General features: G+C 67.9%; 14 protein-coding genes. 6 read left to right on the plus strand and 8 right to left on the minus strand.

Annotated elements, in window-relative coordinates:
- Nucleotides 1-18: 18 nt before the first annotated feature.
- Both VG566_RS07025 and VG566_RS07030 read right to left on the minus strand, forming a co-directional pair.
- Nucleotides 19-3,465, minus strand: a complete 3,447-nt coding sequence (locus tag VG566_RS07025) for a hybrid sensor histidine kinase/response regulator (RefSeq protein ID WP_241884676.1) — start codon at nucleotides 3,463-3,465, stop codon at nucleotides 19-21.
- Nucleotides 3,466-3,698: 233 nt separating this feature from the next.
- Nucleotides 3,699-5,846 carry a S46 family peptidase gene (locus tag VG566_RS07030; protein WP_241884677.1) on the minus strand — a complete coding sequence of 716 codons (2,148 nt, stop codon included), beginning with the start codon at nucleotides 5,844-5,846 and terminating at the stop codon, nucleotides 3,699-3,701.
- 126 nt (nucleotides 5,847-5,972) lie between these two features.
- Between VG566_RS07030 and VG566_RS07035 the strand changes: the two genes are divergently transcribed.
- The 3 genes from VG566_RS07035 to VG566_RS07045 are packed head-to-tail and all read left to right on the plus strand — an operon-like array spanning nucleotide 5,973 to nucleotide 10,356.
- Nucleotides 5,973-7,661: a molecular chaperone HscC gene (locus tag VG566_RS07035; protein ID WP_046433293.1), complete on the plus strand. Its 1,689-nt coding sequence runs from the start codon at nucleotides 5,973-5,975 to the stop codon at nucleotides 7,659-7,661.
- Nucleotides 7,658-9,112 (plus strand): heat-shock protein, encoded by a 1,455-nt coding sequence (locus tag VG566_RS07040; RefSeq protein WP_241884678.1) that lies wholly within the window; start codon nucleotides 7,658-7,660, stop codon nucleotides 9,110-9,112. Before VG566_RS07035 ends, VG566_RS07040 begins: the two co-directional genes overlap by 4 nt.
- Entirely contained in the window at nucleotides 9,109-10,356 is a 1,248-nt protein-coding gene (locus VG566_RS07045) for a J domain-containing protein (RefSeq protein WP_241884679.1), read from the plus strand. Before VG566_RS07040 ends, VG566_RS07045 begins: the two co-directional genes overlap by 4 nt.
- A gap of 11 nt (nucleotides 10,357-10,367) precedes the next feature.
- On the opposite strand, the gene VG566_RS07050 is transcribed toward VG566_RS07045, so the two are convergent.
- The 4 genes from VG566_RS07050 to glyQ all read right to left on the minus strand — a co-directional run bounded on the left by VG566_RS07050 (nucleotide 10,368) and on the right by glyQ (nucleotide 19,305).
- A complete protein-coding gene (locus tag VG566_RS07050) occupies nucleotides 10,368-14,225 on the minus strand; it encodes a translocation/assembly module TamB domain-containing protein (protein WP_241884680.1) in 3,858 nt (1,285 codons plus the stop codon).
- Nucleotides 14,222-16,018, minus strand: a complete 1,797-nt coding sequence (locus VG566_RS07055; RefSeq protein WP_041863976.1) for an autotransporter assembly complex protein TamA — start codon at nucleotides 16,016-16,018, stop codon at nucleotides 14,222-14,224. Before VG566_RS07055 ends, VG566_RS07050 begins: the two co-directional genes overlap by 4 nt.
- Nucleotides 16,019-16,230: 212 nt before the next feature.
- Nucleotides 16,231-18,306, minus strand: coding sequence for a glycine--tRNA ligase subunit beta (gene glyS, locus VG566_RS07060; RefSeq protein WP_241884681.1), 2,076 nt, complete (start codon nucleotides 18,304-18,306; stop codon nucleotides 16,231-16,233).
- Nucleotides 18,307-18,393: 87 nt separating this feature from the next.
- Nucleotides 18,394-19,305: a glycine--tRNA ligase subunit alpha gene (gene glyQ / locus VG566_RS07065; protein ID WP_014648902.1), complete on the minus strand. Its 912-nt coding sequence runs from the start codon at nucleotides 19,303-19,305 to the stop codon at nucleotides 18,394-18,396.
- Between the two features lie 83 nt (nucleotides 19,306-19,388).
- Between glyQ and VG566_RS07070 the strand changes: the two genes are divergently transcribed.
- From VG566_RS07070 to VG566_RS07080, 3 genes are read left to right on the plus strand one after another with little or no spacing between them, the layout of a single operon-like run.
- The gene (locus VG566_RS07070; RefSeq protein ID WP_014648903.1) at nucleotides 19,389-21,224 is read left to right on the plus strand and encodes a GspE/PulE family protein; all 1,836 of its coding nucleotides are present in this window, start codon (nucleotides 19,389-19,391) and stop codon (nucleotides 21,222-21,224) included.
- Nucleotides 21,196-21,942, plus strand: coding sequence for a glutamine amidotransferase (locus tag VG566_RS07075; RefSeq protein WP_014648904.1), 747 nt, complete (start codon nucleotides 21,196-21,198; stop codon nucleotides 21,940-21,942). The genes VG566_RS07070 and VG566_RS07075 overlap by 29 nt, the downstream gene beginning before the upstream one ends.
- Before the next feature lie 50 nt (nucleotides 21,943-21,992).
- A complete protein-coding gene (locus VG566_RS07080) occupies nucleotides 21,993-22,904 on the plus strand; it encodes a BPSS1780 family membrane protein (RefSeq protein WP_014648905.1) in 912 nt (303 codons plus the stop codon).
- Nucleotides 22,905-22,989: 85 nt separating this feature from the next.
- Here the strand turns inward: VG566_RS07080 and tatC are convergent, their stop codons facing one another.
- Together tatC and tatB are read right to left on the minus strand one after the other, a co-directional pair.
- On the minus strand, nucleotides 22,990-23,739 hold the full coding sequence (tatC, locus tag VG566_RS07085) for a twin-arginine translocase subunit TatC (protein WP_005420449.1): 750 nt from the start codon (nucleotides 23,737-23,739) through the stop codon (nucleotides 22,990-22,992).
- Nucleotides 23,736-24,194 carry a Sec-independent protein translocase protein TatB gene (tatB, locus tag VG566_RS07090; protein ID WP_032957854.1) on the minus strand — a complete coding sequence of 153 codons (459 nt, stop codon included), beginning with the start codon at nucleotides 24,192-24,194 and terminating at the stop codon, nucleotides 23,736-23,738. Before tatB ends, tatC begins: the two co-directional genes overlap by 4 nt.
- Nucleotides 24,195-24,198: the final 4 nt, after the last annotated feature.

The following is a 24,198-nucleotide window of genomic DNA, read 5'->3' on the forward strand; positions in this document are numbered from 1 at the left end:
GCCGGCCAGCGGCCGGCACTACTGCGCATCGCGCAGCGCGCCCAGGAAGGCGCGCAGCGAGGCCGGCTTGATCGGCTTGGTCAGCACGCGGTAGCCGCGTTCGCGTGCCATCCGCTTCAGTTCGTCGCGGCCATCGGCGGTCAACAACGCACCCGGCAGCGGGTAACCGGCGGCTTCACGCAACGCCACCAGTGCATCCAGGCCGTCCATGCGGTCGTGCAGGTGGTAGTCCACCAGCATCACCTGCGGGCGCTCGGCGATCTTCTCCAGTGCCTGGTCAACGGTGGCGGCGGTGATCACCTGCACCTGCCAGCGACCGAGCAGCGCGCGCATGCCGTCGAGGATCTCTTCGTCGTTGTCCACGCACAGCACGCGCAGGCCGGCCAGCGAATCGCTGCGCAGCGGCGCGGCTGCGGCCTGTACCGGCGCGGCCAGTTCGGTGTAGCCCGGTAGCGGCGCCACCCGCGGCAGGATGATCGAGAACATCGACCCTTTGCCGACCCGACTGCGCGCATTGAGGCGATGGTCAAGCAGGCGCGAGATGCGCTGGCAGATCGACAGGCCCAGGCCCAACCCCTGTTCGCCCCAGTCGAACGGCTGCTGGTAGCGGTGGAACTCGTCGAAGATCTGCCGCATGTGGTGCTCGGGAATGCCCGGGCCGGTATCCCATACCTGCAGCTCCACTTCGTTGCCACGCTGGCGCACCGCCAGCACGATGCGGCCCTGACGGGTGTAGCGCAGCGCATTGGCCAGGAAGTTCTGCAGCACGCGGCGCAGCAGGCGGCGATCACTGCGCACCCAGGCCGGACGCGTGAACAGGTCCAGGCGCAGGCCACGGCCGGCGGCGACCGGCGTGTACTGCGCGGCCAGTTCGCGCATCAGCGCGCTCACGTCGAACTCGCCGATCACCGGGTGCAGGCCACCGGCATCCAGCCGCGACACGTCCAGCAGGCCATCAAGCAGTTCTTCGGCAGCACGCAGCGACGCATCCACGCGCTCGGCCAGGTGCTTCTGCTCGTCGCTCACATGGTCGCTGTCGCGCAGCGCCGAAGCAAACAGCCGTGCGGCGTTCAACGGCTGCAGCACGTCATGGCTGATCGCCGCCAGGAAGCGGGTCTTCGACTGCTGCGCGACCTCGGCCTCGTGCGAGCGCTCGGCCACGCGCTGTTCCAGCGTCTCGTTGGCCTCCAGCAGTGCTTTTTCCGCGTGCTTGTAGTCGGTGATGTCGTTGTAGCTGGTCACGTAACCGCCGCCGGGCAGCGCCTGGCCGCGCATCTCGATCACCTTGCCGTCGCTGCGGGTGCGCTCGAACACGTGCGGTGAGCCGGCGCGCATGTAGCCGATGCGGCGGTTGATTTGCACTTCGATATCGCCCTCGCCCAGCTCGCCGCGCTCGGCGTTGTAGCGGATCAGGTCGGCCACCGGGCGGCCCACGTAGAGCATGCCGTCGGGGTAGCCGAACATGTCCTGGTAGCGGCGGTTCCATGCGGTCAGGCGCATGTCCGGATCAACCACGCTGACCCCGGCGCTGATGTTCTCCAACGTGGTCGACAGGATCTCGCGGTTGAAGCGCAGCTCCTGCCCCGCTTCGTCCAGCACCGCCACCACTTCGCCCAGGTCCATGCCCGAGCCACGCAGCAGGCTGGTCAGCAGCAGGCGCGCCGATGCCGCGCCGATCGAGGCCGCCAACAGACGCTCGGTGAACTGTACCCACGGCCGGTCCGCAGGCGCCGAGGATTGCAGCTCGCGGCCCAGCGACTGCGCCTGCTCGAAGAACGAACGCCGCGCGTGGCGCTCACCGACCACGCGCGACGCCAGTGCCAGCAGGTCGCCCACGTGCACGTGGCCGGGCCAGCCGCCGGCCACCGACGGGCGTTCGGCATACGGATCGAGGAAGGGTGCGGCACGCAGTCGCTCGTCGACGCCGGGCCGCCAGCGCGCGGACACCAGCATCATCGTCGCCGCATTGACCAGCAGCGACCAGAACGTGCCATGGGTCAGCGGATCCCAACCGGTCATGCCGAACAGCTGCTGCGGGCGCAGCCACTCGATGCCGAACGGTCCATGCTGCACCCAGCCGGCATCGACCCAGCCGGCCATGGTCATCGCCGGCAACAGCAGGGTGTACAGCCAGGTGGCGAAGCCGAGCAGCATGCCCACCTCGACGCCGCGCCGGCTGGCACCACGCCAGTACAGGCCGCCGATCAGGCCCGGTGCGAACTGCGCCACCGCTGCGAACGCCATCAGGCCGTACGAGGCCAGCGTGCTGTCGTTGCTGCTGGTGCGGTAGTAGCTGTAGGCCATCAGCGCCAGCAGCAGGATCGCCAGGCGGCGGATCCACAGCACGCGCGAGGCGACGTCGGCGGCCTCCTGGTGGTCGCCACTGCGACGCAGCAGCACCGGCATCACCAGGTCGTTGCTGACCATGGTGGCCAGTGCGATGGACGACACGATGACCATGCCGGTGGCCGCCGAAAAGCCGCCCACGTAGGCGATCAGCGCCAGCGCGTTGCGGCCCTCGGCCAGCGGCAGGGCCAGCACCATCGAGTCGTCGGCGACGCTGCCGCCGGTGCCGAACAGGGTCACGCCGGCGGTGGCGATCGGCAGCACCATGCCCGAGATCAGTACCAGGTAGCCGCCGAACATCCAGCGCGCGCGGCGCACGTCGCGCACATCGCCGCACTCGACCACGGCCACGTGGAACTGGCGCGGCAGGCAGATGATGGCCAGGAAACTGAGCAGCGTCTGCGAGATGAAGCCCACCGGCGGCAGGCCGGTGAACAGCGTATGCACCGACTCGACCACCGCGTCGGTGCGGTTGCTCAGCCACAGGTAGGCGAACACGCCCACGGCCAGCATCGCCAGCAGCTTGATCACCGATTCGAAGGCGATGGCCAGCATCATGCCGTGGTGGTGTTCGGTGGCATCGACCTGGCGGGTACCGAACAGGGTGGCGAACAGCGCCATCAGCAGCGCCACGTACAGCGCGGGATCGGTGAAGAAGCCGGTCGGGCCGGTGTTGCCGGTCAGCACCTGCAGGCTCATCGCCACCGCTTTGTACTGCAGCGCCAGGTACGGAATGATGCCGATCAGCGCGATGATCGCCACCAGCGCCGCCAGCCGCCGGGAACGGCCGAAGCGCGAGGAGATGAAATCGGCGATGGAGACCACGTTCTGGCTGCGCGCGATCAGCGCCAGGCGCTCGATGATGCGCCAGCCGAACAGCAGCAGCAGCAGTGGGCCGATGTAGATGGGCAGATAGCCCACGCCGTTGCGCACGGCGGTGCCGACCGCGCCGTAGAAGGTCCACGACGAGCAGTACACGGCCAGTGCCAGGCTGTAGACCACCGGCCGCAGCCACGGCCGGTCGGGGTACATCGGCCGACGGTCGCCCCACCACGCCACGCCGAACAGCAGCGCGGCATAGGCAACCGAGACCAGCAGCAGGATCCAGCTGGAGACCACGCGTGCGTTTCCGTCAGGACAGGGGTCAGTAGATCACGACCGCTGGTCGTGCGGGTAGGTCACGAGGAAGGACCGCAAGGGTGGGGCATGGCAGTAGGTCACGATCGTTGATCCGTCTGGTGGGTCACGACCGTTGGTCGTGACGGGGACATCCGTGCCCACTAACAGTGGGCACCTACCGGGAATCAATGGGCACCCACCAGGAAGCGGTGGGCGCCTGCCAGGTACCGGCGTTATTGGGCCGGCACGCCCATTTCCTTCAGCAGCTCGGGCGCCGGGTAGACCTTGGCCAGCAGCCAGCGCAGGTAGCGCATGTCCACGTGCACGGCGCGCTTGTAGCGCGGGTCGAACCACCAGCTGGCGCTGACCGACTCCCAGTTGCTGTCGAAGTTCAGGCCGATCAGTTCGCCCCTGGCGTTGAGCACCGGCGAGCCGGAGTTGCCGCCCGTGGTGTCCAGGTTGGTCAGGAAGTTGACCGTCTGGGTCTTCAGTGCCGGATCGGCGGTGCTGCCGAAGTCACCCTTGGCGATGGCGGCCAGCAGCGGCTTGGGTGCATCGAACGGGTAGGCGTTGGTGTTCTTCTCGACGATGCCGGCCACGGTGGTCACCGGCGAGTAGGTCACGCCATCGCGCGGGTGCAGCGCCTCGACCTTGCCGTAGCTGATGCGCAGGGTGCGGTTGGCATCCGGGTACACCGCGCGGCCCTGCCTGGCACGCCAGGCGAACAGCGCCTGCATGTACGCCGGGCGCAGGCGCAGCTGCTCGCCTTCGCGGGTCTTGCTCTCGTTCTCGATGCGCAGCTGCGCGGCCACCAGCGGGCCGGCCACGGTGATCAGCGGATCGGCGGCCAGTGCCTTGCCTTCGCGTGCGGCGGCAAAGCGCGACAGGCGCTGCGCTTCCTCACCCAGCTGGGTGCCGGCATACAGGGTGTCCAGCGCCTTGGCCAGCTGCTGTGGGGTACGACCAAAGGCCGCGTCGAACTCGGCCACGCGCTGCGCGTCCGGCAGCTGCTGGTAGCGGGTCAGCAGGGTGGTCAGCAGGGCCTTCTCGACCTCCGGCGCGTAACGGCGCTGGACCTGCTTGAGCACCCCTTCGATCATCGCCTGGTCGCGCTGCTGGTAGCCGCTCTCGCGCTGCGCGTCCGGCTTGGCCGATTCGATGCGCAGGCGTTCCAGCAGCAGCGCCGAGCGCAGCAGCTGGCTCTGCGCGGCCATCTGCTCCAGCAGCAGGTCACGCTCGCCCACCGCCGCACCCTGCGACAGGTTGGCCAGCAGCGCCTTGATGTCGCCCTGGTACCTGCGGTCGGTGGCAGCCAGCATGGCCGTCTCGTCGACCGCACGCTGTGCCTTGGCGTCGCTGCGCAGCAGGCCTTCCAGCTCACCGGCGGCACGCTTGCGGTTGTTCTTCAGCGACTGCAGCTGCGAGGCGTAGCGGGTACGCGCCTGCGCGTCCTTGGCGCTGGCGGCCTCGATGGTGTCGATCATCTGCTGGAACACCGATACGCGGCGCGGCAGCACGGTATCGATCTGGCCGGCGAATTCGGCCGCGGTGCGGTGGCGGTAGGTGATGCCCGGGTAACCGGCCAGCATCGCGTAATCGCCTTCCTTCGGGCCTTCCACCGACATCTGCAGGTGTGCCGGCGCCTGGTAGGGCACGTTGTCCTTGCTGTAGGCGGCCGGCTTGCCGTCCTTGCCCACGTAGGCGCGCAGCAGGGTGAAGTCGCCGGTGTGGCGGGGCCACATGAAGTTGTCGATCTCATCGCCGTAGTTGCCGATCGCACGCGGCGGCGCATACACCAGGCGCACGTCGCTCAGTTCCAGCTGGGCAATGCGGTAGAAATCGGTGCCGTAGTACATGTTGGCCACCGAGCAGCGCACGCTGCCGTCCTTCTCGCACTCGGCCACGATCTGCTTGCTGGCTGCATCCACGGCATCGAAGTAGGCACGGCCGGTCTTGCCACGAGCCTGCGCCAGCACCTGGTCGGTCACCTTGTCGAAGCCGACGGTGACCAGCACGCGGAAGTCCGGGTTGGCCGGGCGCTCGTCGGCACGGTCCCTGGCGATGAAGCCACCAGCGATCAGGTCGTGCTCGGGCGAGCTGTTGTACTGGATCACGCCCATCGCCACGTGGTGGTTGGTCAGCAGCAGGCCGTCGGCGGACACGAACGAACCGGTGCCACCACCGGCGCGCACCACGGCGCTCAGCGGCGGCGCGGTGACGTTGGCCAGGTCGGCCGGATTGCCCTTGAAGCCAGCGGCCTGCAGCGGTTGGGCCAGGTCCGGCAGCTGCGTCGGCATCCACATGCCTTCATCGGCGTGGGCGCCGGTGGCGAGGGTCAGGCCCAGGGCCAGGGCGGTGGGAAGGGCTTTGCGTGATGACATGAGGCAATCCGGTACGACAGAACAGCCCGGGACCATAGCCCGTGGGGCGCTGTCGGGCAACGCCCGATAGTCAGGCCTGCGCCGCGCTCCTAGAATTGCCGTTTTCTGCACATCGGACGTTCGCAGATGATCGTCGGCATCGATCTTGGCACCACCCATTCCCTCATCGGCAGGCACACGGCAGCAGGGCCGCAGCTGTTCCCCAATGCCCATGGCGAGCTGTTGACCCCTTCGGTGGTCAGCCTCGTCGATGGTGCCGTACTGGTCGGCCAGCCGGCCCGTGACCGCCTGGTCAGCCATCCGCAGCAGACCGTGGCCCATTTCAAGCGCTGGATGGGCAGCGACCGTGAGACCCGGCTGGGTGAGCGCAGTTTCCGTCCCGAGGAGCTCTCGGCCATGGTGCTGCGCTCGCTGCTGGCCGACGCCGAAGCCGCCCTGGGCCACAAGGTGGAGGAAGCGGTGATCAGCGTGCCGGCCTACTTCTCCGACGCCCAGCGCAAGGCCACCCGGGCCGCCGGCGAACTGGCCGGCATCCGCGTCGAGCGCCTGATCAATGAACCCACGGCCGCTGCGCTGGCCTATGGTCTGCAGGAGCGTGACGGCGAAGGCCGCGTGCTGGTGCTGGACCTGGGCGGCGGCACCTTCGACGTCTCCATCCTGGAACTGTTCGATGGCGTGGTCGAAGTGCATGCCAGCGCCGGCGACAATTTCCTGGGCGGCGAGGATTTCCTGCAGGTACTCGTGCAGGCCTTCCACGCCGACCAGGGCACGTCCGCCAGCGACCTGTCCGCTGCCGAGCAGGCGCAGCTGCTGCGTCGGCTGGAACTGTTCAAGCGCGAACTCAGCCAGAGCGGCACTGCCAGCCTGCAGTTGCCCCTGGCCGGCAGCGAACGCCAGTGGCAGCTGGATGAAGCTCGCTACGCCCAGCTCTGCGAGCCACTGCTGCTGCGCATGCGCGCGCCCATCGAGCGCGCGATCCGCGACGCCCGGCTCAAGCCCGAGGCCCTGGACGACATCATCCTGGTCGGCGGTGCGGTACGCATGCCGATGGTCAGCAGGCTTGCGACCCGCATGTTCGGCCGGCTGCCGCTGCGCCATGTCCATCCGGACCAGGCGATTGCCTTGGGTGCCGCCGTTGCAGCGGGATTGAAGGCGCGCGACGAATCCCTGCGCGAAGTCGTGCTGACCGATGTCTGCCCCTACACGCTCGGCACGCAGGTGTCCCGCCAGGATGCTGCCGGTGGCGAGCGCAGCGGCTATTTCCACCCGATCATCCAGCGCAACAGCGTGGTGCCGGTCAGCCGCGAGGATCGCTTCTACCCGCTGCACGAGCGGCAAAGTGCCATCCGCATCGACGTGTTCCAGGGCGAGAGCCCGACGGTGGATCGCAACATCAAGCTCGGTGAGCTGACCGTGCCGCTGACCCATTCTGTCCCGATGCAGGAACGCAGCGTCACCGCCCGCTTCACCTACGACGTGAACGGGCTGCTGCAGGTCGAAGTCACCGAGGATGCCACCGGCAGGCGCCACGAGCTCATCCTGGAACAGAATCCCGGGCTGCTGTCACCCGAAGAGATCCAGCAGCGCCTGCGCGCGCTGGAAGCGCTGAAGATCCACCCGCGTGACGCCCAGCCCAACCTCGCGGTGATCGCCCGCACCGAGCGCCTGTACGAGGAACGCATCCATCACCGTGAACAGTTGCAGTCGTGGCTGAGCAGCTTCCGCCATGTGCTGGAGAGCCAGGATGCCGTTGCCGTCGAGCGTCATCGCCGTCAGCTGGACGAGGCACTCGACGCCCTCGAGCGCGATGCATGAGCTGGGCACTGCACGTCCTGGAGCTGGACCAAACGGCTGACGAGCGCGCGGTCAAGCGCGCCTATGCAAAGCGCCTGCGGGTGACTCGACCCGAAGAGGATCCCATCGCCTTCCAGCACCTGCATGAGGCCTATCAGGCGGCATTGGACTGGGTCCGCCAGGAAGCGCTGGCCGATATCGCGGACGAAGACGAACCGGCGGAGCATGCAACCGACATCGCACCCTGGCCGCCCGACGCAGACGTGGCATGGGCGCCGCCCGAAACGCGTTCGTACTCGCCTCCATGGCCACCTCGCGGCACGCCTGTGCTGCTGCGCACGGCACCAGTGGCGGAACTGGAGGGAGCGGTCCACGTATCGGGCCATGCGCACACGATCCTGCGCATGGCCCATCTGTCTTCCCCTGAAGACTTCGGCCCCTGGCTGGAGGCCACGCCGGTGCTGTGGTCGCTGCGCTACAAGCCATTGGTGGGCGACGCGCTGCTGGATGAACTGGCACGCAGTCACAACAGCGTCAGCGCAGCCAACATGGGTCTGCTGGCACGCTGCTTTGGCTGGGATGATGTACACGACGGCGTGGACCCGGACAGGCTGGCATCGATCCAGTCGCGCGGTCATCGGCGCTGGGCTGCCGAATCCGGCAATGCGGCGGAGCTGTCGGCGCTGCTGGAGGAGGAGGGCAGCCTGCGGCTGGGGAGGGTCACCCTTGCGCGTTGCCTGCGCTACCTGTCGCAGCCATGGCACGCGCGACGATCCCTCTGGCAGGCGCAGCTGCCCGAGCACATCATTGAGGTCAACGCGCTGCTGGATGCGCTGGAGCGCGGCGGCCAGGAGCCATTGCCCGCCGCCTGGGATCGGCAGCAGGTGCAGTTCTGGCGCAGCCTTGCCGACGTTTCCCGTCCCAACCGCTGGCGTTGCCAGGTCAATGCGCTGCGGGGCGGCCTGTTGGCTGCCCTGACGCTCGCGATTGCCGGTGGCTCGACTCTCATGAGTCTTGCCCAGCGTGACCTGCGCACCGCCGCCGCGCTCGGCATAGGCGGCGTGCTGCTCGGGGTCCTGCTCGCCCTGGCCGGCGCTCTGTGGGTCCATGTCCGTTGGGCGCTGCGCCAGCTGACGCTGGATCTGCCCCCTTCGCGCTGGGGATGGCTACTGGCGTTGCCAGCGCCGCTGATCGCCCTCGCCAGCCTGATCCTGGTCCATGGCCTGGATCTGCGGCTGGAAGGTACGTTGCTGCTGTTCCCTGGCCTTGCTCTGGCGACGGCACGCTGGATCCGGCGCGAGGATGGCCGGGGATTCCGGCCGCGCAACCTGATTGGACCGGGCATCGGCATGTTCGTCCCCGAAGTGGGCTGCGCCCTGGTCCTGCTGCTATGGACCACCTGGTTCCTGCGTGACAGGTGCCGTCGCCTGTCGATCGACCTGCCTCCACCTGCTTCTGGAAACACCGTGTGAACCGGGCACTGGACGCTCTCGGGCTCGACGCCAGCGCCGACGAAAAGGCGATCAAGCGCGCCTACGCGCAGAGACTGCGCGCGGCACGCCCGGACGAAGACCCGGTGGCATTCCAGGCGCTGCACGAGGCTTACCAGCAGGCCCTGCTGTGGGCACGCAGCCGCACGCAATGGCAGGAGGAAAGCAGTGCAGAAGCGCTGTCGACGCCACCTGCAGACAACAGCCCACCCGGCCCACCGGCGCCGTACGACAGCCATTCGCCGATGGACCACATGCCGGTGCTGCATCATCCATGCACGCCCGACACCGACATGCCGGACGATGTGGTGGAGCCATCATTGAACCTGCCCCGGTTTGCGCGCCTGCTGATCAACACCGCCGGCGACGCCGACCCGGCCAGCTTCGAGCACTGGCTGGCCCATCGCCCGGAGCTGTGGTCATTGGCCGACAGGCCGCGTATCGGTGACGTGGTACTGCAGCAGCTGCTGCACCAGGGCCAGCCGCTGTGCGAGTCCAACTTCGATCTGCTGGGTCGATACTTCTGCTGGGATGAGATCCGGGCTGATATCGATCCCTACCGGGTCCGCGCACGGCGCAACCTGCTGCATCGCCGCTGGCAGCTGCAGCCGCGCAACCACACGGCCCTCACCGCAGCCCTGGACCAACCGCATGACCGGGTGTCCGTAACCGAGGCCCATGCCCGCATGGAACGCTTGACCCGACCGTGGCACTGGCTGCAATCGCTGCTGTCGGCCAGCGTGCCCGGGCGTGCTGGCATCATGCGGCAAACGATGCAGCGTCTGGGAGTGCATGGTGTCCGTGACACGCTGGCGCCACTGGACACGGATCAGGTCGCCTTCTGGATGGCGGTATCCCAACCCGGGCACTTCAATCTCATGAAGATGCAGGTGGCCATTGTCCGCTGCCTGCTGGGCGCTCTCGTCGTGCTGGCCGTTCTGGCGGCGCTGGCATTGCTCGGTGATGCCGCTCGCCCTATCGCGATCAGCACGTCCAGCATGAAACACGTGGCAATTCATGCCTCGGTGGTCATCGTGTCTGGCGTCCTCATGCTGACGCCTTTCGTTGGAGGCACCCCATCGCGGACGGCGTCCGCGCCAGCGCCCGTCGAGCCACCGTCGGCGCTAGATGGGCACGGCATGCTCACGCACGGGCCTCGTCCGCGCAGGCCAGCCCCCTCCTTCGCCGTTGTCAGCCAGACCGATCCCAACACAGAGGGTGGTTGAGGGGCAGCGGGTTATTTCTCCCGCCGCCAGTTGATCGACCCGCGGTTTTCCACGGTGCTCGACTCCACTTCCACGTCGAACCCGCGGCGCAGCAGGTACTTCAGCGTGATCACCGAACCGGCACCGACCAGCGACACGCCGTAGCCGACGTACAGCTTGGGCGAGATGTACTTGCCGACACCGATCACCGAGCCGCCCAGCGCGCGCGACTGGCTCACGCCGGCGTCGTCCAGGCCCAGCTTGGCGCCCAGCTGCGAAGCCAGCAGGCCGCTGCCCGCCGAGAGCGCCGCCGAGGCCGCGTTGACCTGCTGCGCCTGGTCGCTGCTGGCACCGGTCAGGCTGCGTCCCAGCACCAGATAGGCCAGTGCCTCGGACTGCGACATTGCCGGATCGGACCACACGTCCGCGCGCGGCTGCTGCGCACGCCCGGTCACGTCGATGCCGGCGGTGACATCACCGATCCGGCGCTCGGCGCGGATGTTGATGCGCGGGTCGGACACCGCGTTGTAGTTCCAGGTGAGGTTGCCGCGGGTGATGGTCAGGTCCTGCCCATACGCCTTGTAGCGGCCGCTCACTTCCAGGCCGCCATTGGCGGTCATTTCACGGCCGGGCTTGGCCCAGACCTGCATCTTGCCGGTCAGCGCGCCCTTCAGGCCGAACCCGGTCATCTTCACCTTGTCGCCGAGGCTGACCGTCAGGTCCATGTCCAGCGGCGAGGTGCGCGACTCTTCCGGATCGGCCGGGTCCAGCACCACCACGTCTTCGGACACCGAGGTGCCACGGTCCAGGCGCTCCAGGTCGATGTCGGCCTCGGGCACGTGCACGGTGCCACGCAGCTCCATCGCTGCCTTGGCCAACGTGAAGTCGAGGTTGGGGTTGGCGACGATGCGCAGCTCGCTGGTGTTGGACAGCAGCACGTTCTCGCCGTGGATCTTCAGCTGCAGCGGCTGTGCATCACCGAACCACGACAGGCCGCCGTCGACATACAGCGTGCCCTGGCCCGAGTTGGCCTGCGCGGTGATCTTGGCCGAGCCGTCGGGCTGGGCCACGAAGCTGCCCTTGCCCTGGTCGAAGGTCAGGCCAAGCGCGGGGAATTCGCCCTTGAAGTTGCTCAGCTGCGCGTCGCCGCCCAGCGACGGCTGCCCGCGCGTACCGCGCAGGCTGACGTGGCCTTCGATCAGGCCGGTCGGGCGCACGATGTCCGGCGAGAACAGCTCCAGCCAGTACAGCCGCGACATGTTGAGGTAGAGCTCACCGTTCAGCGGTGCGCTGGCTTCCCAGCCGGTCTGCATCTTCGCGTCGACGAAGCCATTGCCCTGGAAGCCCATGCCCAGGTAGCCCTTGATGCTGGCCGGGGTCATGTCGAGCTTCAGCGAGAACTGGTCATAGCGCACCAGCTCGCCGCGGGTGGTATCGCCCACGGTGTTGCGGTTCTCGCCTAGGCGCACGCCGCCTTCCTTCGAGCGCACTTCCACATGGCCTTCCCAGGCCGCGCCGCGCGGGCGGATCTGCGCGTCCAGGCTGACGTCGCCGCGCAGGTAGATGCGGCGGCCGGACTGCGGCGGCAGCCACGGCTGCACCAGCGCCAGCGGCAGCGCGTCACTGCGCACCACCAGGCCTTCGCGCGGCCAGTTGGCCTGTGCGCACAGCGCACCGCTGCTGGCGGCGGCCAGGCAGGCTTCGGACAGGGTGTAGGTGCTGCCGTTGATCGCGAACGCCGCCGGTGCACGCAGCGACCACGCATCACCCTTCACCGGTGCGATGCGCAGCGAGGCCAGCTCGCCACGCCACTGCGCCCCCTGCTGGCGCACGCTGCCCTGCAGCTCGATCGCGCCCATCTCATTGCGGGTCTGCGCAGCCAGGCGCAGGTTGGACACACTGCCCTGCGCATCCACGTTCAAGCGCTCCAGCAGCATGCCGGCGTTGACCTGCTGGCCCTGCACCGCCAGCGTGCCGCTGTCGCCGCGCCACGGCAGGTGGCCCTTGATGCTCACGCTCTCGGCGCCGTAGCCCTCCCAGTTGAGGTTATTGCCGACCAGGTCGGCGGTGATGTCCGGCGCATCGCGCGGCCCCTTCACCTGCACCTGGCCGCGCAGGCCGCCGTCGGCGCCCGGCAGCAGGTCACTCAGCTGCAGCGGTTCGAAACGTGCATCGATGTCGAGGCGGTCGCCGACCTTGCCCGACGCGGTCACCCGGCTGCTGCCCAGCGACAGCTTCAGGTCACCCTGGCCCTGCGCGCCCTGCAGCGCGAACTTGCCCTGTGCATCAAGGTTGCGCTGGCGCAGGATGCCCTTCAGCGACGGCAGGTCGACGGTGGCTTCCAGCGTGCCGGCCGTGCCCGGTGCGGCATTGGCCGGCGGCGGCAGCTGACGGCCCTTGGAGGCCAGGTTGCCCGACAGGCGGCCGTTCCAGCCCGGCACGAAATAGCCGGGGTCGAAGTCCTTCAGCGTGGCCTTGGCGTCCCAGTCCAGCTGCGGCGCCCAGGCCACCTGGCCTTCCACCTGCAGCTGCCCACCCGGCGTCTGCGCCTGCAGCTGGTGGATCGACGCGGCCTGGTCATTGCCGCGTACGTCGAACTGCAGCTGCGCCTTCTGCGCCTCGCGTTCGATCTCGGCACGGCCGATCGCCGCCCACGCCTTCAAGGTACCGGCCAGGCCGAAGCGCGCTTCCTTCAGGGTGACCGGCACCGGTGCGCTGCCAGCCGTGTTCGGGTCGGGTGCCGGCACGTAGGTCAGATCGCGTGCGACCACCGAGAAATTGAGTTTCTGCTGGTCTTCCTGGCTGAAGTCGGCGGTGCCTTCCAGCCGCGCTTCGCCACCGAGGCCCTTCACCAGCAGCGGTGAGACCTTCAGCACCTGGTCCTGCAGCGACACCACCGACGGTGCCAGTTCCAGCTCCTGGTCGCCCTGCTTCACCCTGCCGCGCAGATTGGCATTGCCGCCCTTGCCGGCGGCGGTGAAGTCCAGCGACAACGGCGCAATCGCCGAGCTCGCCAATGCTGGCGACAACAGCGCCAGATCCAGCTCGTCGCTGCGGATGCTGGCGCTCCAGCTCGGGTCGGTGCGGCCATCGAACACCAGCATCGCGTGCAGCGGCTTCGGCGCGCGCCCGGCTACGGCCACTTCCATGTGCGACAGGTCACCGCGTGCCACCAGCCCCACCGTCGCTGCGGTACGCCCACGCGGGGCCGGCAACACTGCGGTGACGGTCACGTCGGTGTCGTAGTCCTTGGCCGGGATGTAGCGGCCCTGGGCGGTGAAATTGCCCATGTCGCTGTCCACCACCAGTTTGTGCGCCTGGAACTCGCCATTGGCGATCTCGATGCCACCACGCACACGGCTGATGTCGATCACCGGCTCGTTGGCCTGGCTGATGCGGAAGCCGTCGATGGCAATGGCATCGGCCTGGATCGCCAGCGGCATTTCGATCTGCGGCAGCGAATCGGGCCACGACGGCAGCTTGAACGGCTCGTCACTCTTGGCCAGGTTCAGCGTGGCGTTGGTCAGCTCCAGCTTGTCCAGCAGCAGCTTGCGGCCCAGCAGCGGGCGCAGGTCCGGCTCCAGGTGCGCGCGCTCGGCGTGGAAATGGATGTCGTCGTAGCGGAAGTCGACGTTGTACAGGGTCAGCGGACCGGCTACCGGGCCTTCCACCTTGTCCCAGGTGAAGCTGGCGCCCACCGGCAGCCGCGCCACCACCTGGGCCAGCAGCACATCGCGGCCGGCCACGGTCTGCAGCAGCCAGTACACCGCCAGCAGGGCCAGCAGCACCACGCCGATCACGCCGACGCCGGACCACGCCCAGAAGCGGCGGCGTCGGTAGAAGCGCACGCGCGGCGGCGGCGTGTTCGGGGTGGGTGCGGGCGTGCTCACAGGTCCGCTCCGATGTTGAGGTAAAGCTGGAACTGCGAATCCGGGTTGTTCAGGCCATGCGCGATATCCACGCGCACCGGGCCCACCGGCGATTTCCAGCGCACGCCGAAGCCGACGCCGGTGTGCAGATCAATGGTGTTGTCGAATGCGCTGCCGGTATCGACGAACACCGCCGCGCCCCACGGGCCGCCATTGAAGTAGTGCTCGTACTCGGCCGAGCCGATCACCAGGTTCTTGGCGCCCAGCGCGTATTTGTCGGGTTTGGGTGTGCGCGGGCCGACTTCGCGGTAGGCGTAACCGCGGATGCTGCGGTCACCGCCCGCGAAGTAGCGCAGGCTCGGCGGCATCGCCACCAGATCGCTGGTCCAGGTGGTACCCCCCTCACCGCGCAGGATCAGGCGGTTGCTTTCACCCACCGGGATGTACCAGCGCAGCACGGCGTTGGCCTGCACGAAGCTGGTGTCCGAGCCGGCACCTTCAACGCCGGCGCGCATTGTCGCAGTACCGCTGATGCCCTTGCGCGGGAACATCTCGTCGTCGACGTTGACGTAGTCGGCAACCATCTGCGGGTACACCAGCGTCGAGGTGTTGTAGACGGCATCGGTGAATTCAGTGCCGGAGGCATAGCGCCAACGCTCGCGCAGTGCGTTGATCGAGGCGATCGCGGTCCAGTGTTCGTTGATCTCGCCGCTGCGGCTGGCGATCAGCTTGAAGTTGCGCAGGTCGATGTAATCGGTCTGCTCGTCATACGCACTGGCGGCGAAGGTGTACCAGCCGTCAAGCCAGTTGAAGGCGGGGATGCGGTAACTGGTCACCAGACTCTTGCGCTTCTGCGCATAGTCCAGCTGCGTGTTCATCTTGTGGCCGCGGTTGTTCAGGAAGCGCCGCTCGATGCCACCGCGTACACCCGGGCCGCTCTCGCTGCCGTAGCTCAGGCCGGCGGTATAGATGGTGCGCTTGGCGCGCGTCAGCTTCACGTCCACCGGCACTTCGCCGTTCTCGTCGGCCTGGTCCGGGCGCGGCTGGATGTCGATCACGCTGAAGTAGTCCAGCTTGGTCAGCGACTCGCGCAGCCGGTCCAGCTTGCCCTCGTGGTAGTAGCTGCCCTGGTCCCAGTAGACCAGTGGATCGAACAGCTTGTCGACGAAGTAGTCCTGCTGGAAGCGCACCGGGCCCATGTTGTAGCGGCGGCCGCTGTCCCAGGTCAGGTCGATGTCGGCGGCGTTGTCGGCGCGGGTGATCTGCACCTGGCGCTGGGTGTAGTCGGCGTCGAAGTAGCCGCGCTCGGCCAGGCGCCGGGTGATGGTGATCTTGCTGGCTTCGTACTGGGTGTGCTCGAAGCGCTGGCCCTTGCGCGGCTTGAAGGCGGCCAGGTCATCCTGCAGGTACTGGTCGTACATCGCCGGGCCGGTGATGTCGATGTGCTCGCGGCGCACGGTCACCGGGGTGCCCTTGTCGACATGGATCAGCACGCGCACGTGTTCGTCCTCGCGCGGTGCCTCGACCTTGATCACCGGGTTGTAGTACCCGAACGGTTCCAGTGCCTGGCGGGTCTGCCGCTCGGCCTGTGACAGCAGGTATTCCAGGCGCGATTCGCCCTGTTCCTTGCCGATCGTGTCGTACAGCGACAGCGATTCCTGGATGTTCTCGATGATTGCGGCGTCGTCGCCCTTGTCCAATCCCTTGATGTCCACCTTGTCGATGGTGCCGCGCGCGTGGACCACGGAAGTGGCGGCCAACGACAGGACCATCAGCGGCAGGGCGTATTTCTTTGGCTGCATGCGGGACAGCATACCGACCGAAGGTGACGATGCGAAATGCATCACGTCATTCGGGATCGGTTGTTAAGTGGCGGTCAAAATACGCACCTTTGTGGCGATCATCGTGAATGCAGGCGAGGATGCCGGCATCGTGCGCGATGCCGGCAATGACCCCGATGGACATCCACCGGCGATGCGGTGCGCGGGGTAATGCCGGCCAGCGGCCGGCACTACCGATACGGGCATCAGCTCGACAGATGCTCGATCGCCGCGACCTTGCCCAGGCGCTCGCCCAGCATCGTCAGCAGCGCCAGGCGGTTGCCACGCAGCGCCAGATCGTCCGCATTGACCATCACCCCGTCGAAGAACGCGTCGACCTGCGGGCGCAGGCGCGCCAGGCGTGCCAGCACGGCCACGTAGTCCTTCTGGTGCAGGCTGGCGCCGGTGTCGTCGATGGCGGCGGTGACCGCTTCGGCCAGCGCGCGCTCGGCGTCTTCCTGCAGCAGCGCCGGGTCGATCTGCGCCGGAATGTCGCCCTCGGCCTTGCGCAGGATGTTGCGGATGCGCTTGTTGGCCGCAGCCAGTGCTTCGGCTTCCGGCAGTGCGGCGAAGGTGCCGATCGCATCCAGGCGGCGGTCGAAGTCGTACAGCGAGGCCGGCTTCAGTTCGGCCACCGCGTTGAAGTGCGTGGCCGGCACGCCCTTGTCGCCGTAATAGCCCTTCAGGCGGTCGAGAATGAAGTCGTACAGCTCGCCGACATCGGCCTGCACGTTGCGCGCGGCCAGGCCGGCGTTGGCGCTGGCCAGCAGCGCGCGCAGGTCCAGCTCGAAGCCGCTTTCGATGATCGTGCGGGCCAGGCCCAGCGCATTGCGGCGCAGCGCGAACGGGTCCTTGTTGCCGGTCGGCTTCAGGCCCGCGGCGAAACCACCGGCCAGCGTGTCGACGCGTTCGGCGATGGCCAGCACCTTGCCCAGCGGCGACAGCGCGATGTCATCACCGCCGAAGCGCGGCTGGTAGGCCTCGTCGATGGCCAGCGCCACCTCGGTCGATTCGCCACCGGCCACGGCGTAGTGGCGGCCGGCGATGCCCTGCAGCTCCGGGAACTCGTTGACCATGCGCGACTGCAGGTCGTTCTTGGCCAATTCGGCAGCCCGCCTGGCCTGCACGGCATCGGCACCCACCTGGGGTGCGATCACTTCGGCCAGGGCGGCCACGCGCGCCACCTTGTCGGCCACGCTGCCCAGCTTGGCCTGGTAGGTCACCGTCTTCAGGCCGTCGCCCATCGACGCCAGGCCCTGCTTCAGGTCCTCGTCGAAGAAGAACTTGGCGTCGGCGAAGCGCGGGCGGATCACCCGCTCGTAGCCCTTGGCCACTTCGGCCACGTCCTTCGATTCGATGTTGGCGATGCCGATGAACTTCTCGGTCAGCGTGCCTGCGGCATCCAGCACCGGGAAGAACTTCTGGTTGATCTCCATCGTTTCGATCAGCGCTTCCTGCGGCACTGCCAGGAACGCACGTTCGAAGCTGCACAGCACCGCCGACGGCCACTCGACCAGGTTCACCACCTGCTCCAGGTTGTCGTCGGTGATGCGGGCGCTGCCACCGGCCCTGGCCGCGGCGGCCTCGACCTCGGCGACGATGCGCGCACGGCGCTCGTGCGGGTCGACCAGCACGAAGGCGGCGCGCAGGGCTTCAACATAGTCCTGCGGCTGGGCCAGCGACACGGGCTGGTCGTGGTGGAAGCGATGGCCACGGCTGACACGGCCGGCCTCCAGGCCGAACAGTTCGGCCTCCACCACCTCGGTACCGTGCAGCAGCACCAGCCAGTGCGCCGGGCGGGCAAAGCCCCAGGTGTGGTCGCCCCAGCGCATCGGCTTGGGAATCGGCATCGCTGCAATCGCCTCGCGCAGGATCTCCGGCAGCAGGCTGGCGGTGCGTGCGCCCGGGGTCACCGCGCGGTGCACGAAGCGCTCACCCTTGTTGTCGGTGGTCTTCTCCAGCGCGGTCCAGTCGATCCCGGCCTTGGCGGCGAAGCCCTGCAACGCCTTGGTCGGCTGGCCTTCGGCGTCCAGTGCGATGTTCAGGTACGGGCCCAGCACTTCGCTGTGCTGTTCCGGCTGTTCCAGGCCCACGCCCGGCAGCAGCACGGCCAGGCGGCGCGGGGTCGACAGCGGGCGTGCATCACCCAGTTCCAGCGCGACGCCGCGCGTGCGCAGGCCTTCGACAACACCGTCGAAGAACGCCTGGGCCAGGCCCGGCAGCGCCTTGACCGGCAGCTCCTCGGTGCCCAGTTCGATCAGCAGGGGGGACAGTTGGCTCATCGGTTCGATCCTGTGGTGGGGGCGCAGCGCGCGACGCGTCCGGCGCCCCGGGTAGTTGATGAAAAGCGGGTGGGTGCCGACGGCCCGTCAGGCCTTCTTCGCGCCCGGGAAGCCCAGCTTCTCGCGCTGCTCGTAGTACGCCTTGGCCACCGCCTGGGCCAGCGCGCGCACGCGCAGGATGTAGCGCTGGCGCTCGGTCACGCTGATCGCGCGGCGTGCATCGAGCAGGTTGAAGGTGTGGCTGGCCTTCATCACCTGCTCGTAGGCCGGCAGCGGCAGGCCCACCTCGACCAGCTTCTGCGCTTCACGCTCGCAGGCATCGAAGCGGTGGAACATTTCGTCCACGTCGGCGTATTCGAAGTTGTAGGTGCTCTGCTCGACTTCGTTCTGGTGGTAGACGTCGCCATAGGTCACCGGTTGCCCGTCCGGGCCGTAGGTCCAGACCAGGTCGTAGACGTTGTCGCAGTTCTGCAGGTACATGCACAGGCGTTCGAGACCGTAGGTGATCTCGCCCAGCACCGGGCGGCACTCCAGGCCACCGGCCTGCTGGAAGTAGGTGAACTGGGTCACTTCCATGCCGTTGAGCCAGACTTCCCAGCCCAGGCCCCAGGCGCCCAGCGTCGGCGATTCCCAGTTGTCCTCGACGAAACGCAGGTCGTGCACCAGCGGGTCGATGCCCAGCGCCTTCAGCGAATCCAGGTACAGCTGCTGGATGTTGTCCGGCGCCGGCTTCATCGCCACCTGGTACTGGTAGTAGCGCTGCAGGCGGTTCGGGTTCTCGCCGTAGCGGCCATCGGTCGGGCGGCGCGAGGGCTGCACGTAGGCCGCGTTCCAGCGTTCCGGACCGATCGCACGCAGGAAGGTGGCCGGGTGGAAGGTACCGGCGCCCACCTCCAGGTCGAGCGGCTGGATGAGCACGCAGCCCTGCTGGGCCCAGAACTGGTTCAGGGTCTGGATCAGGCCCTGGAAGGTGATCGGAACGGTCGGGGTCGCGGACATGCGTACGAGTCTTGGCCGGCAAGGGGGTGCGTTAGTATAACGGCCGACCTGCGGGGCATTCCGTACCCGGGAGGAGCAGGCAGATGGAACATCGGCTGCCGGTGGGCACGCCCGGCGAGCCAGGCGACATCCCGCTGCCGTGGGGCCGCCTGCATTTCGAACAGGTCTGCGCAGCGCTGCTGGCCGATGGCCTGGTGGCCGAGCACGACGTCGAGCGCATGCGGTTTTCCGCACAGGGCGCGCGCAACGCCAGTGAAGTGCACCCGCTGGTGTTGCTGTCCAACCTCAAGCTGGCCGCCCGCGACGGTGGCGAACTGACCCTGGAACGCCTGACCGAATGGCTGGCCCGGCGCACCGGCAGCCGCTACCTGCGCATCGATCCGACCCGGGTCGACGTCGCTGCGGTCACCGCGCTGGTCTCCCATGCCTACGCCCGCCGCCACCGCTTCCTGCCGCTGGCGGTGGATGCCGAACGGGTGCTGGTGGCCACCAGCGAGCCGCTGGTGCAGGAGTGGCGCCGCGACCTGCAGCACCTGACCCGCCGCAGCATCGAGCTGGCGGTGGTCAATCCGCTCGACCTGCACCGCTACACCATGGAGTTCTACGGGGTGACCCGCTCGGTGCGTGGCGCGCGCGGCGATGTCCGCGGCGAAGCCAGCACCACCCTGCCCAGCTTCGAGCAGCTGGTCGAGCTGGGCCGTACCGGCGACGTCAATGCCGACGACCAGCACATCGTGCACATCGTCGACTGGCTGCTGCAATATGCCTACGAACAGCGCGCCTCGGACATCCACCTGGAACCGCGCCGCGAGATGGGGCGCATGCGCTTCCGCATCGATGGCGTGCTGCACAAGGTCTTCGAGGTGCCCCCGGCGGTGATGACCGCCGTGGTCAGCCGCATCAAGGTGCTGGGCCGCATGGACCTGGCCGAACGCCGACGCCCGCAGGACGGCCGCATCAAGACCCGCTCGCCGGGCGGCCGCGAGGTCGAGATGCGCCTGTCGACCATGCCCACCGCCTTCGGCGAAAAGTGCGTGATGCGCATCTTCGACCCGGATGCCGCCTTCAAGAGCATCGACCAGCTGGGTTTCAGTCCGCAGGAGGCCGCCGGCTGGAATGCACTGGTCGAACGCCCGCACGGCATCGTGCTGGTCACCGGCCCGACCGGCTCAGGCAAGACCACCACCCTGTATTCCACGCTGAAGCGGCTGGCCACGCCGGACGTGAACGTGTGCACCGTGGAGGACCCGATCGAGATGATCGCGCCCGAGTTCAACCAGATGCAGGTGCAGGCCAACATCGACCTGGACTTCGCCAGCGGCGTGCGCACCCTGCTGCGGCAGGACCCGGACATCATCATGATCGGCGAGATCCGCGATCTGGAAACCGCGCAGATGGCGGTGCAGGCCTCGCTGACCGGCCATCTGGTGCTGTCCACGCTGCATACCAACGACGCGCCGTCGGCGGTCACCCGCCTGCTCGACCTGGGCGTGCCGCACTACCTGCTGGCCAGCACCCTCAACGGCATCCTCGCCCAGCGCCTGGTGCGCACCCTGTGCCCGCACTGCAAGCAGCCGCACACCCTTGGTGCTGCCGACTGGGCGGTGCTGGCTGATAGCCAAGCTGCATATCCAGATGCCGCCACGCCCTGTCGGCCGGTTGGTTGCCTGGAGTGCCGGCGCACCGGATTCCTCGGCCGCATCGGCCTGTATGAGTTGCTGCCATTGGGCTCGCGGCTGCGTGGGCAGATCCGCGCCGACATGGATCTGGCCGGTTTCACCCGTGCCGCGCGGGCTGAAGGGCTGCGAACCCTGCGCCAGGCCGGGCTTGAAAAGGTGGCGCAGGGGCTGACTACAATCGAGGAAGTCCTGTCAGTCCTGCCGCCCCCGGATGAACCCAGCCCCGTTCCTGATCCTTGAAACCGGCCGACCGGTGCCATCGCTGCGCCGCTACGGGCGCTTCCCGCACTGGATCCGGGTGGCCGCCGGGCTGGAAGAGCACGAGACGGTGGTGGTCGATGTCGAACACGGGGATGCCCTGCCCGACCCGCATGCCTTCGCCGGCGTGCTGGTGACCGGCTCGGCCGCCTTCGTCACCGACCACGCCGAATGGAGTGAGCGCAGTGCCGCATGGCTGCGCCAGGCCGCCCACGACGACTTGCCCGTGTTCGGTATCTGCTACGGGCACCAGCTGCTGGCGCACGCGCTGGGTGGCGAGGTGGCCTACAACCCGGCCGGGCGCGAGTCGGGCACGATCGAACTGGAGCTGCAGCCGCAGGCCGCGCAGGACCCGCTGTTCCAGGGCCTGCCGCAGCACTTCGCCGCCCACGCCACCCACCTGCAGACCGTGTTGCGCGCGCCTGACGGTGCCGAAGTACTGGCACGCTCGCCGCTGGATGGCTGCCATGCCTTCCGCTGGGGGCGCCAGGCCTGGGGCGTGCAGTTCCACCCCGAGTTCGCCACCCACCACATGCGCGGCTACGTGCGTGCCCGCGCCGACTGCATCGGCCGCCATGGCGGCTGTGCCCGCAGCATCGAGCGCGCGGTCAGCGCCGCACCGCTGGCGCGCCAGCTGCTGCGCCGCTTCGTTCGCCAGGCGCGGCTGTCTTCAGCCCAGCCGGCGGCAAAACAGGGATAATCGGCGGCACGGGCAAGCGCCCGGCCCCCTCCTGTCCTTCCCGGATGTCCATGAAAGAGATTCGCAAGCTGCCGGCCTCGGCGGGCGCCCAGTGGTTGCTGGATACGTTCTCGCTGTATCGGCGTGCGCCGCTGCAGCTGGCCCGGATCGGTCTGACCTGGCTGCTGGTGAGCTGGGTGGTCACCCTTTTGTCGACGCTGATTCCCGGCGCCGCCGGCATGGCCGTACAGCTGATGACCCTGGCCATCTCGCCGATCATGTTCGGCGGCATGCTGTACGCCGTGGGTGAGATCGACGAAGGTCGCCCGGGCCTGGCCTCGCACCTGCTGCAGCCGATCCGCGACCACCGCGTCAGCCACCTGCTGGTGCCGCTGGCGATCCAGGTGCTGGCGGTGCTGCTGCTGGGCGCGCTGCTGTTCCTGATGATCGGCCGCGAAGGCTTCACCGCCTTCAGCGAGGTCATGACCAAGATGGAAGAGATCAGCCGCAGTGGCCAGCAGATCAAGCCGGACGATGCCGCGGCGCTGGTGGCCAACCTGCCGGCCAAGCGCATCGCACTGTGGATGCTGCTGGTGTTCCTGAGCGCGGTCGCACTGTCGCTGGCAATGTTCACCCAGCCGGCGCTGGTGGTGTTCGACAAGCAGAGCGGCATGCACGCGCTGCGCCTGAGCCTGCAGGGCTGCATCGAGAACATCGGCGCAATGATCGTGTTCGCCGTGCTCGGCCTGATCGCCGCGTTCTGCATCTACATCCTGTTCGTGATCGTGATCCAGATCGCGATGCTGATCGGCGGCCCGCTGGCCGCCGCCTTCATCGCCCAGCTGGTGCTGACCACGGTGCTGATGCCGCTGTATGTCGGCGCGGTCTACGCCGCGTGGAAGCAGATGTTCGTGCACCGTGGCAGCCGCGCCGCACCGCCGATCCCGACCACGCCGACCTCGAGCGACATCTTCCACGCCTGATGAAAAAAGGGGACGGAGGGGATTAAGTCGTTAGCTGCACACACTGGGCATAAACGACTTAATCCCCTCCGTCCCCTTTTTTCTTTCAGGCGGCGGGCTTCTTGACTGCCGACGACGGCACCAGCCAGCGTGCGGCGTGGATGCCCAGCTCATAGAGCAGGCACATCGGGATCGCCAGCATCAGCTGTGAAACCACGTCCGGCGGGGTCAGCACCGCCGCCAGCACGAAGATGCCGACGATCGCGTAGCCGCGGCCTTCCTTGAACTGCTGCGGCGTCACCCAGCCCAGCAGCACCAGGATCACCATCGCCACCGGCAGTTCGAAGCTGCCGCCGAAGGCGAAGAAGATCGCCAGCACGAAATCCAGGTAGGCATTTGCATCCGGGGTGATCGCAATCACGTCCGGGCTGAAGGTGGTGAGGAAGTGGAACACCGCCGGCAGCACCAGGAAGTAGGCAAAGGCACAGCCGGTGTAGAACAGCAGCACCGAGGACACCAGCAGCGGCACCGCCAGGCGCTTCTCGCGCGCATACAGGCCAGGCGCGACGAAGGCCCACAGCTGGTACAGCAGCCACGGCACCGCCACGAACAGGGCAACGAAGAAGGTCAGCTTCAACGGCGCGAAGAAGGCGCCGGCCGGATTGGTGGCAATCATCGTCTGCCCGTTCGGCAGCTGCGAGACCAGCGGCTCGGCCAACGCGTTGTACAGCTTCTGGGTGAACGGCAGCAGCGCCAGCAGCACCACGCCCAGGCCCAGCAATGCGCGCACCAGGCGGCCGCGCAGTTCCACCAGATGTTCGACCAGCGAGCTCTCGCCGAAATCCTGTTCACTCATGGCTGGCGCTCCGTGCGCGGCGGCGGCGGCGCACCGGCTTCAGGGGGTGTCGCCGGCGTCGGCTCGGGAGCGACGCCCTCCTGTACCGGTGCATCGGCACGGGTCAGGCCGCTCATATGCGGCGGCAGATCCGCAGGCGCCGGTGCGCGTACCTCCTGCGCCAGCGTATCGCCCTGCTGCTGCGCCTCCTGCGCTTCGCGACGGATCGCTTCGCCGCTGGCACGCAGCTGGTTCTCGGTGTCCTGCATGCCCTGGCGAACGTCCTGCATCTGCCGCTTGATCTCCTCGGCCTGCAGTTCGCGCTCCAGTTCCTGTTTCACCGAATCCCATTGATTGCGGGCGCGACGCACCCACAGGCCGGCAAAGCGGGCCGCCTTGGGCAGGCGCTCGGGACCGAGCACCACCAGGGCGACCACGGCGATCACCAGCAGTTCGCTGAAGCCGATATCAAACACCGCG

Origin of the sequence: Stenotrophomonas sp. CASM114 (genome assembly GCF_049384325.1) — a bacterium.
GTDB lineage: Bacteria > Pseudomonadota > Gammaproteobacteria > Xanthomonadales > Xanthomonadaceae > Stenotrophomonas > Stenotrophomonas muris.

Bases quoted from the DNA above. Each gene is read 5' to 3' on its own strand.
- VG566_RS07030 (WP_241884677.1), bottom strand. From the start codon at position 5,846: ATGTCATCACGCAAAGCCCTTCCCACCGCCCTGGCCCTGGGCCTGACC.
- VG566_RS07035 (WP_046433293.1), top strand. From the start codon at position 5,973: ATGATCGTCGGCATCGATCTTGGCACCACCCATTCCCTCATCGGCAGG.
- VG566_RS07040 (WP_241884678.1), top strand. From the start codon at position 7,658: ATGAGCTGGGCACTGCACGTCCTGGAGCTGGACCAAACGGCTGACGAG.
- VG566_RS07055 (WP_041863976.1), bottom strand. From the start codon at position 16,018: ATGCTGTCCCGCATGCAGCCAAAGAAATACGCCCTGCCGCTGATGGTC.
- glyS (WP_241884681.1), bottom strand. From the start codon at position 18,306: ATGAGCCAACTGTCCCCCCTGCTGATCGAACTGGGCACCGAGGAGCTG.
- glyQ (WP_014648902.1), bottom strand. From the start codon at position 19,305: ATGTCCGCGACCCCGACCGTTCCGATCACCTTCCAGGGCCTGATCCAG.
- VG566_RS07070 (WP_014648903.1), top strand. From the start codon at position 19,389: ATGGAACATCGGCTGCCGGTGGGCACGCCCGGCGAGCCAGGCGACATC.
- VG566_RS07075 (WP_014648904.1), top strand. From the start codon at position 21,196: ATGAACCCAGCCCCGTTCCTGATCCTTGAAACCGGCCGACCGGTGCCA.
- VG566_RS07080 (WP_014648905.1), top strand. From the start codon at position 21,993: ATGAAAGAGATTCGCAAGCTGCCGGCCTCGGCGGGCGCCCAGTGGTTG.
- tatC (WP_005420449.1), bottom strand. From the start codon at position 23,739: ATGAGTGAACAGGATTTCGGCGAGAGCTCGCTGGTCGAACATCTGGTG.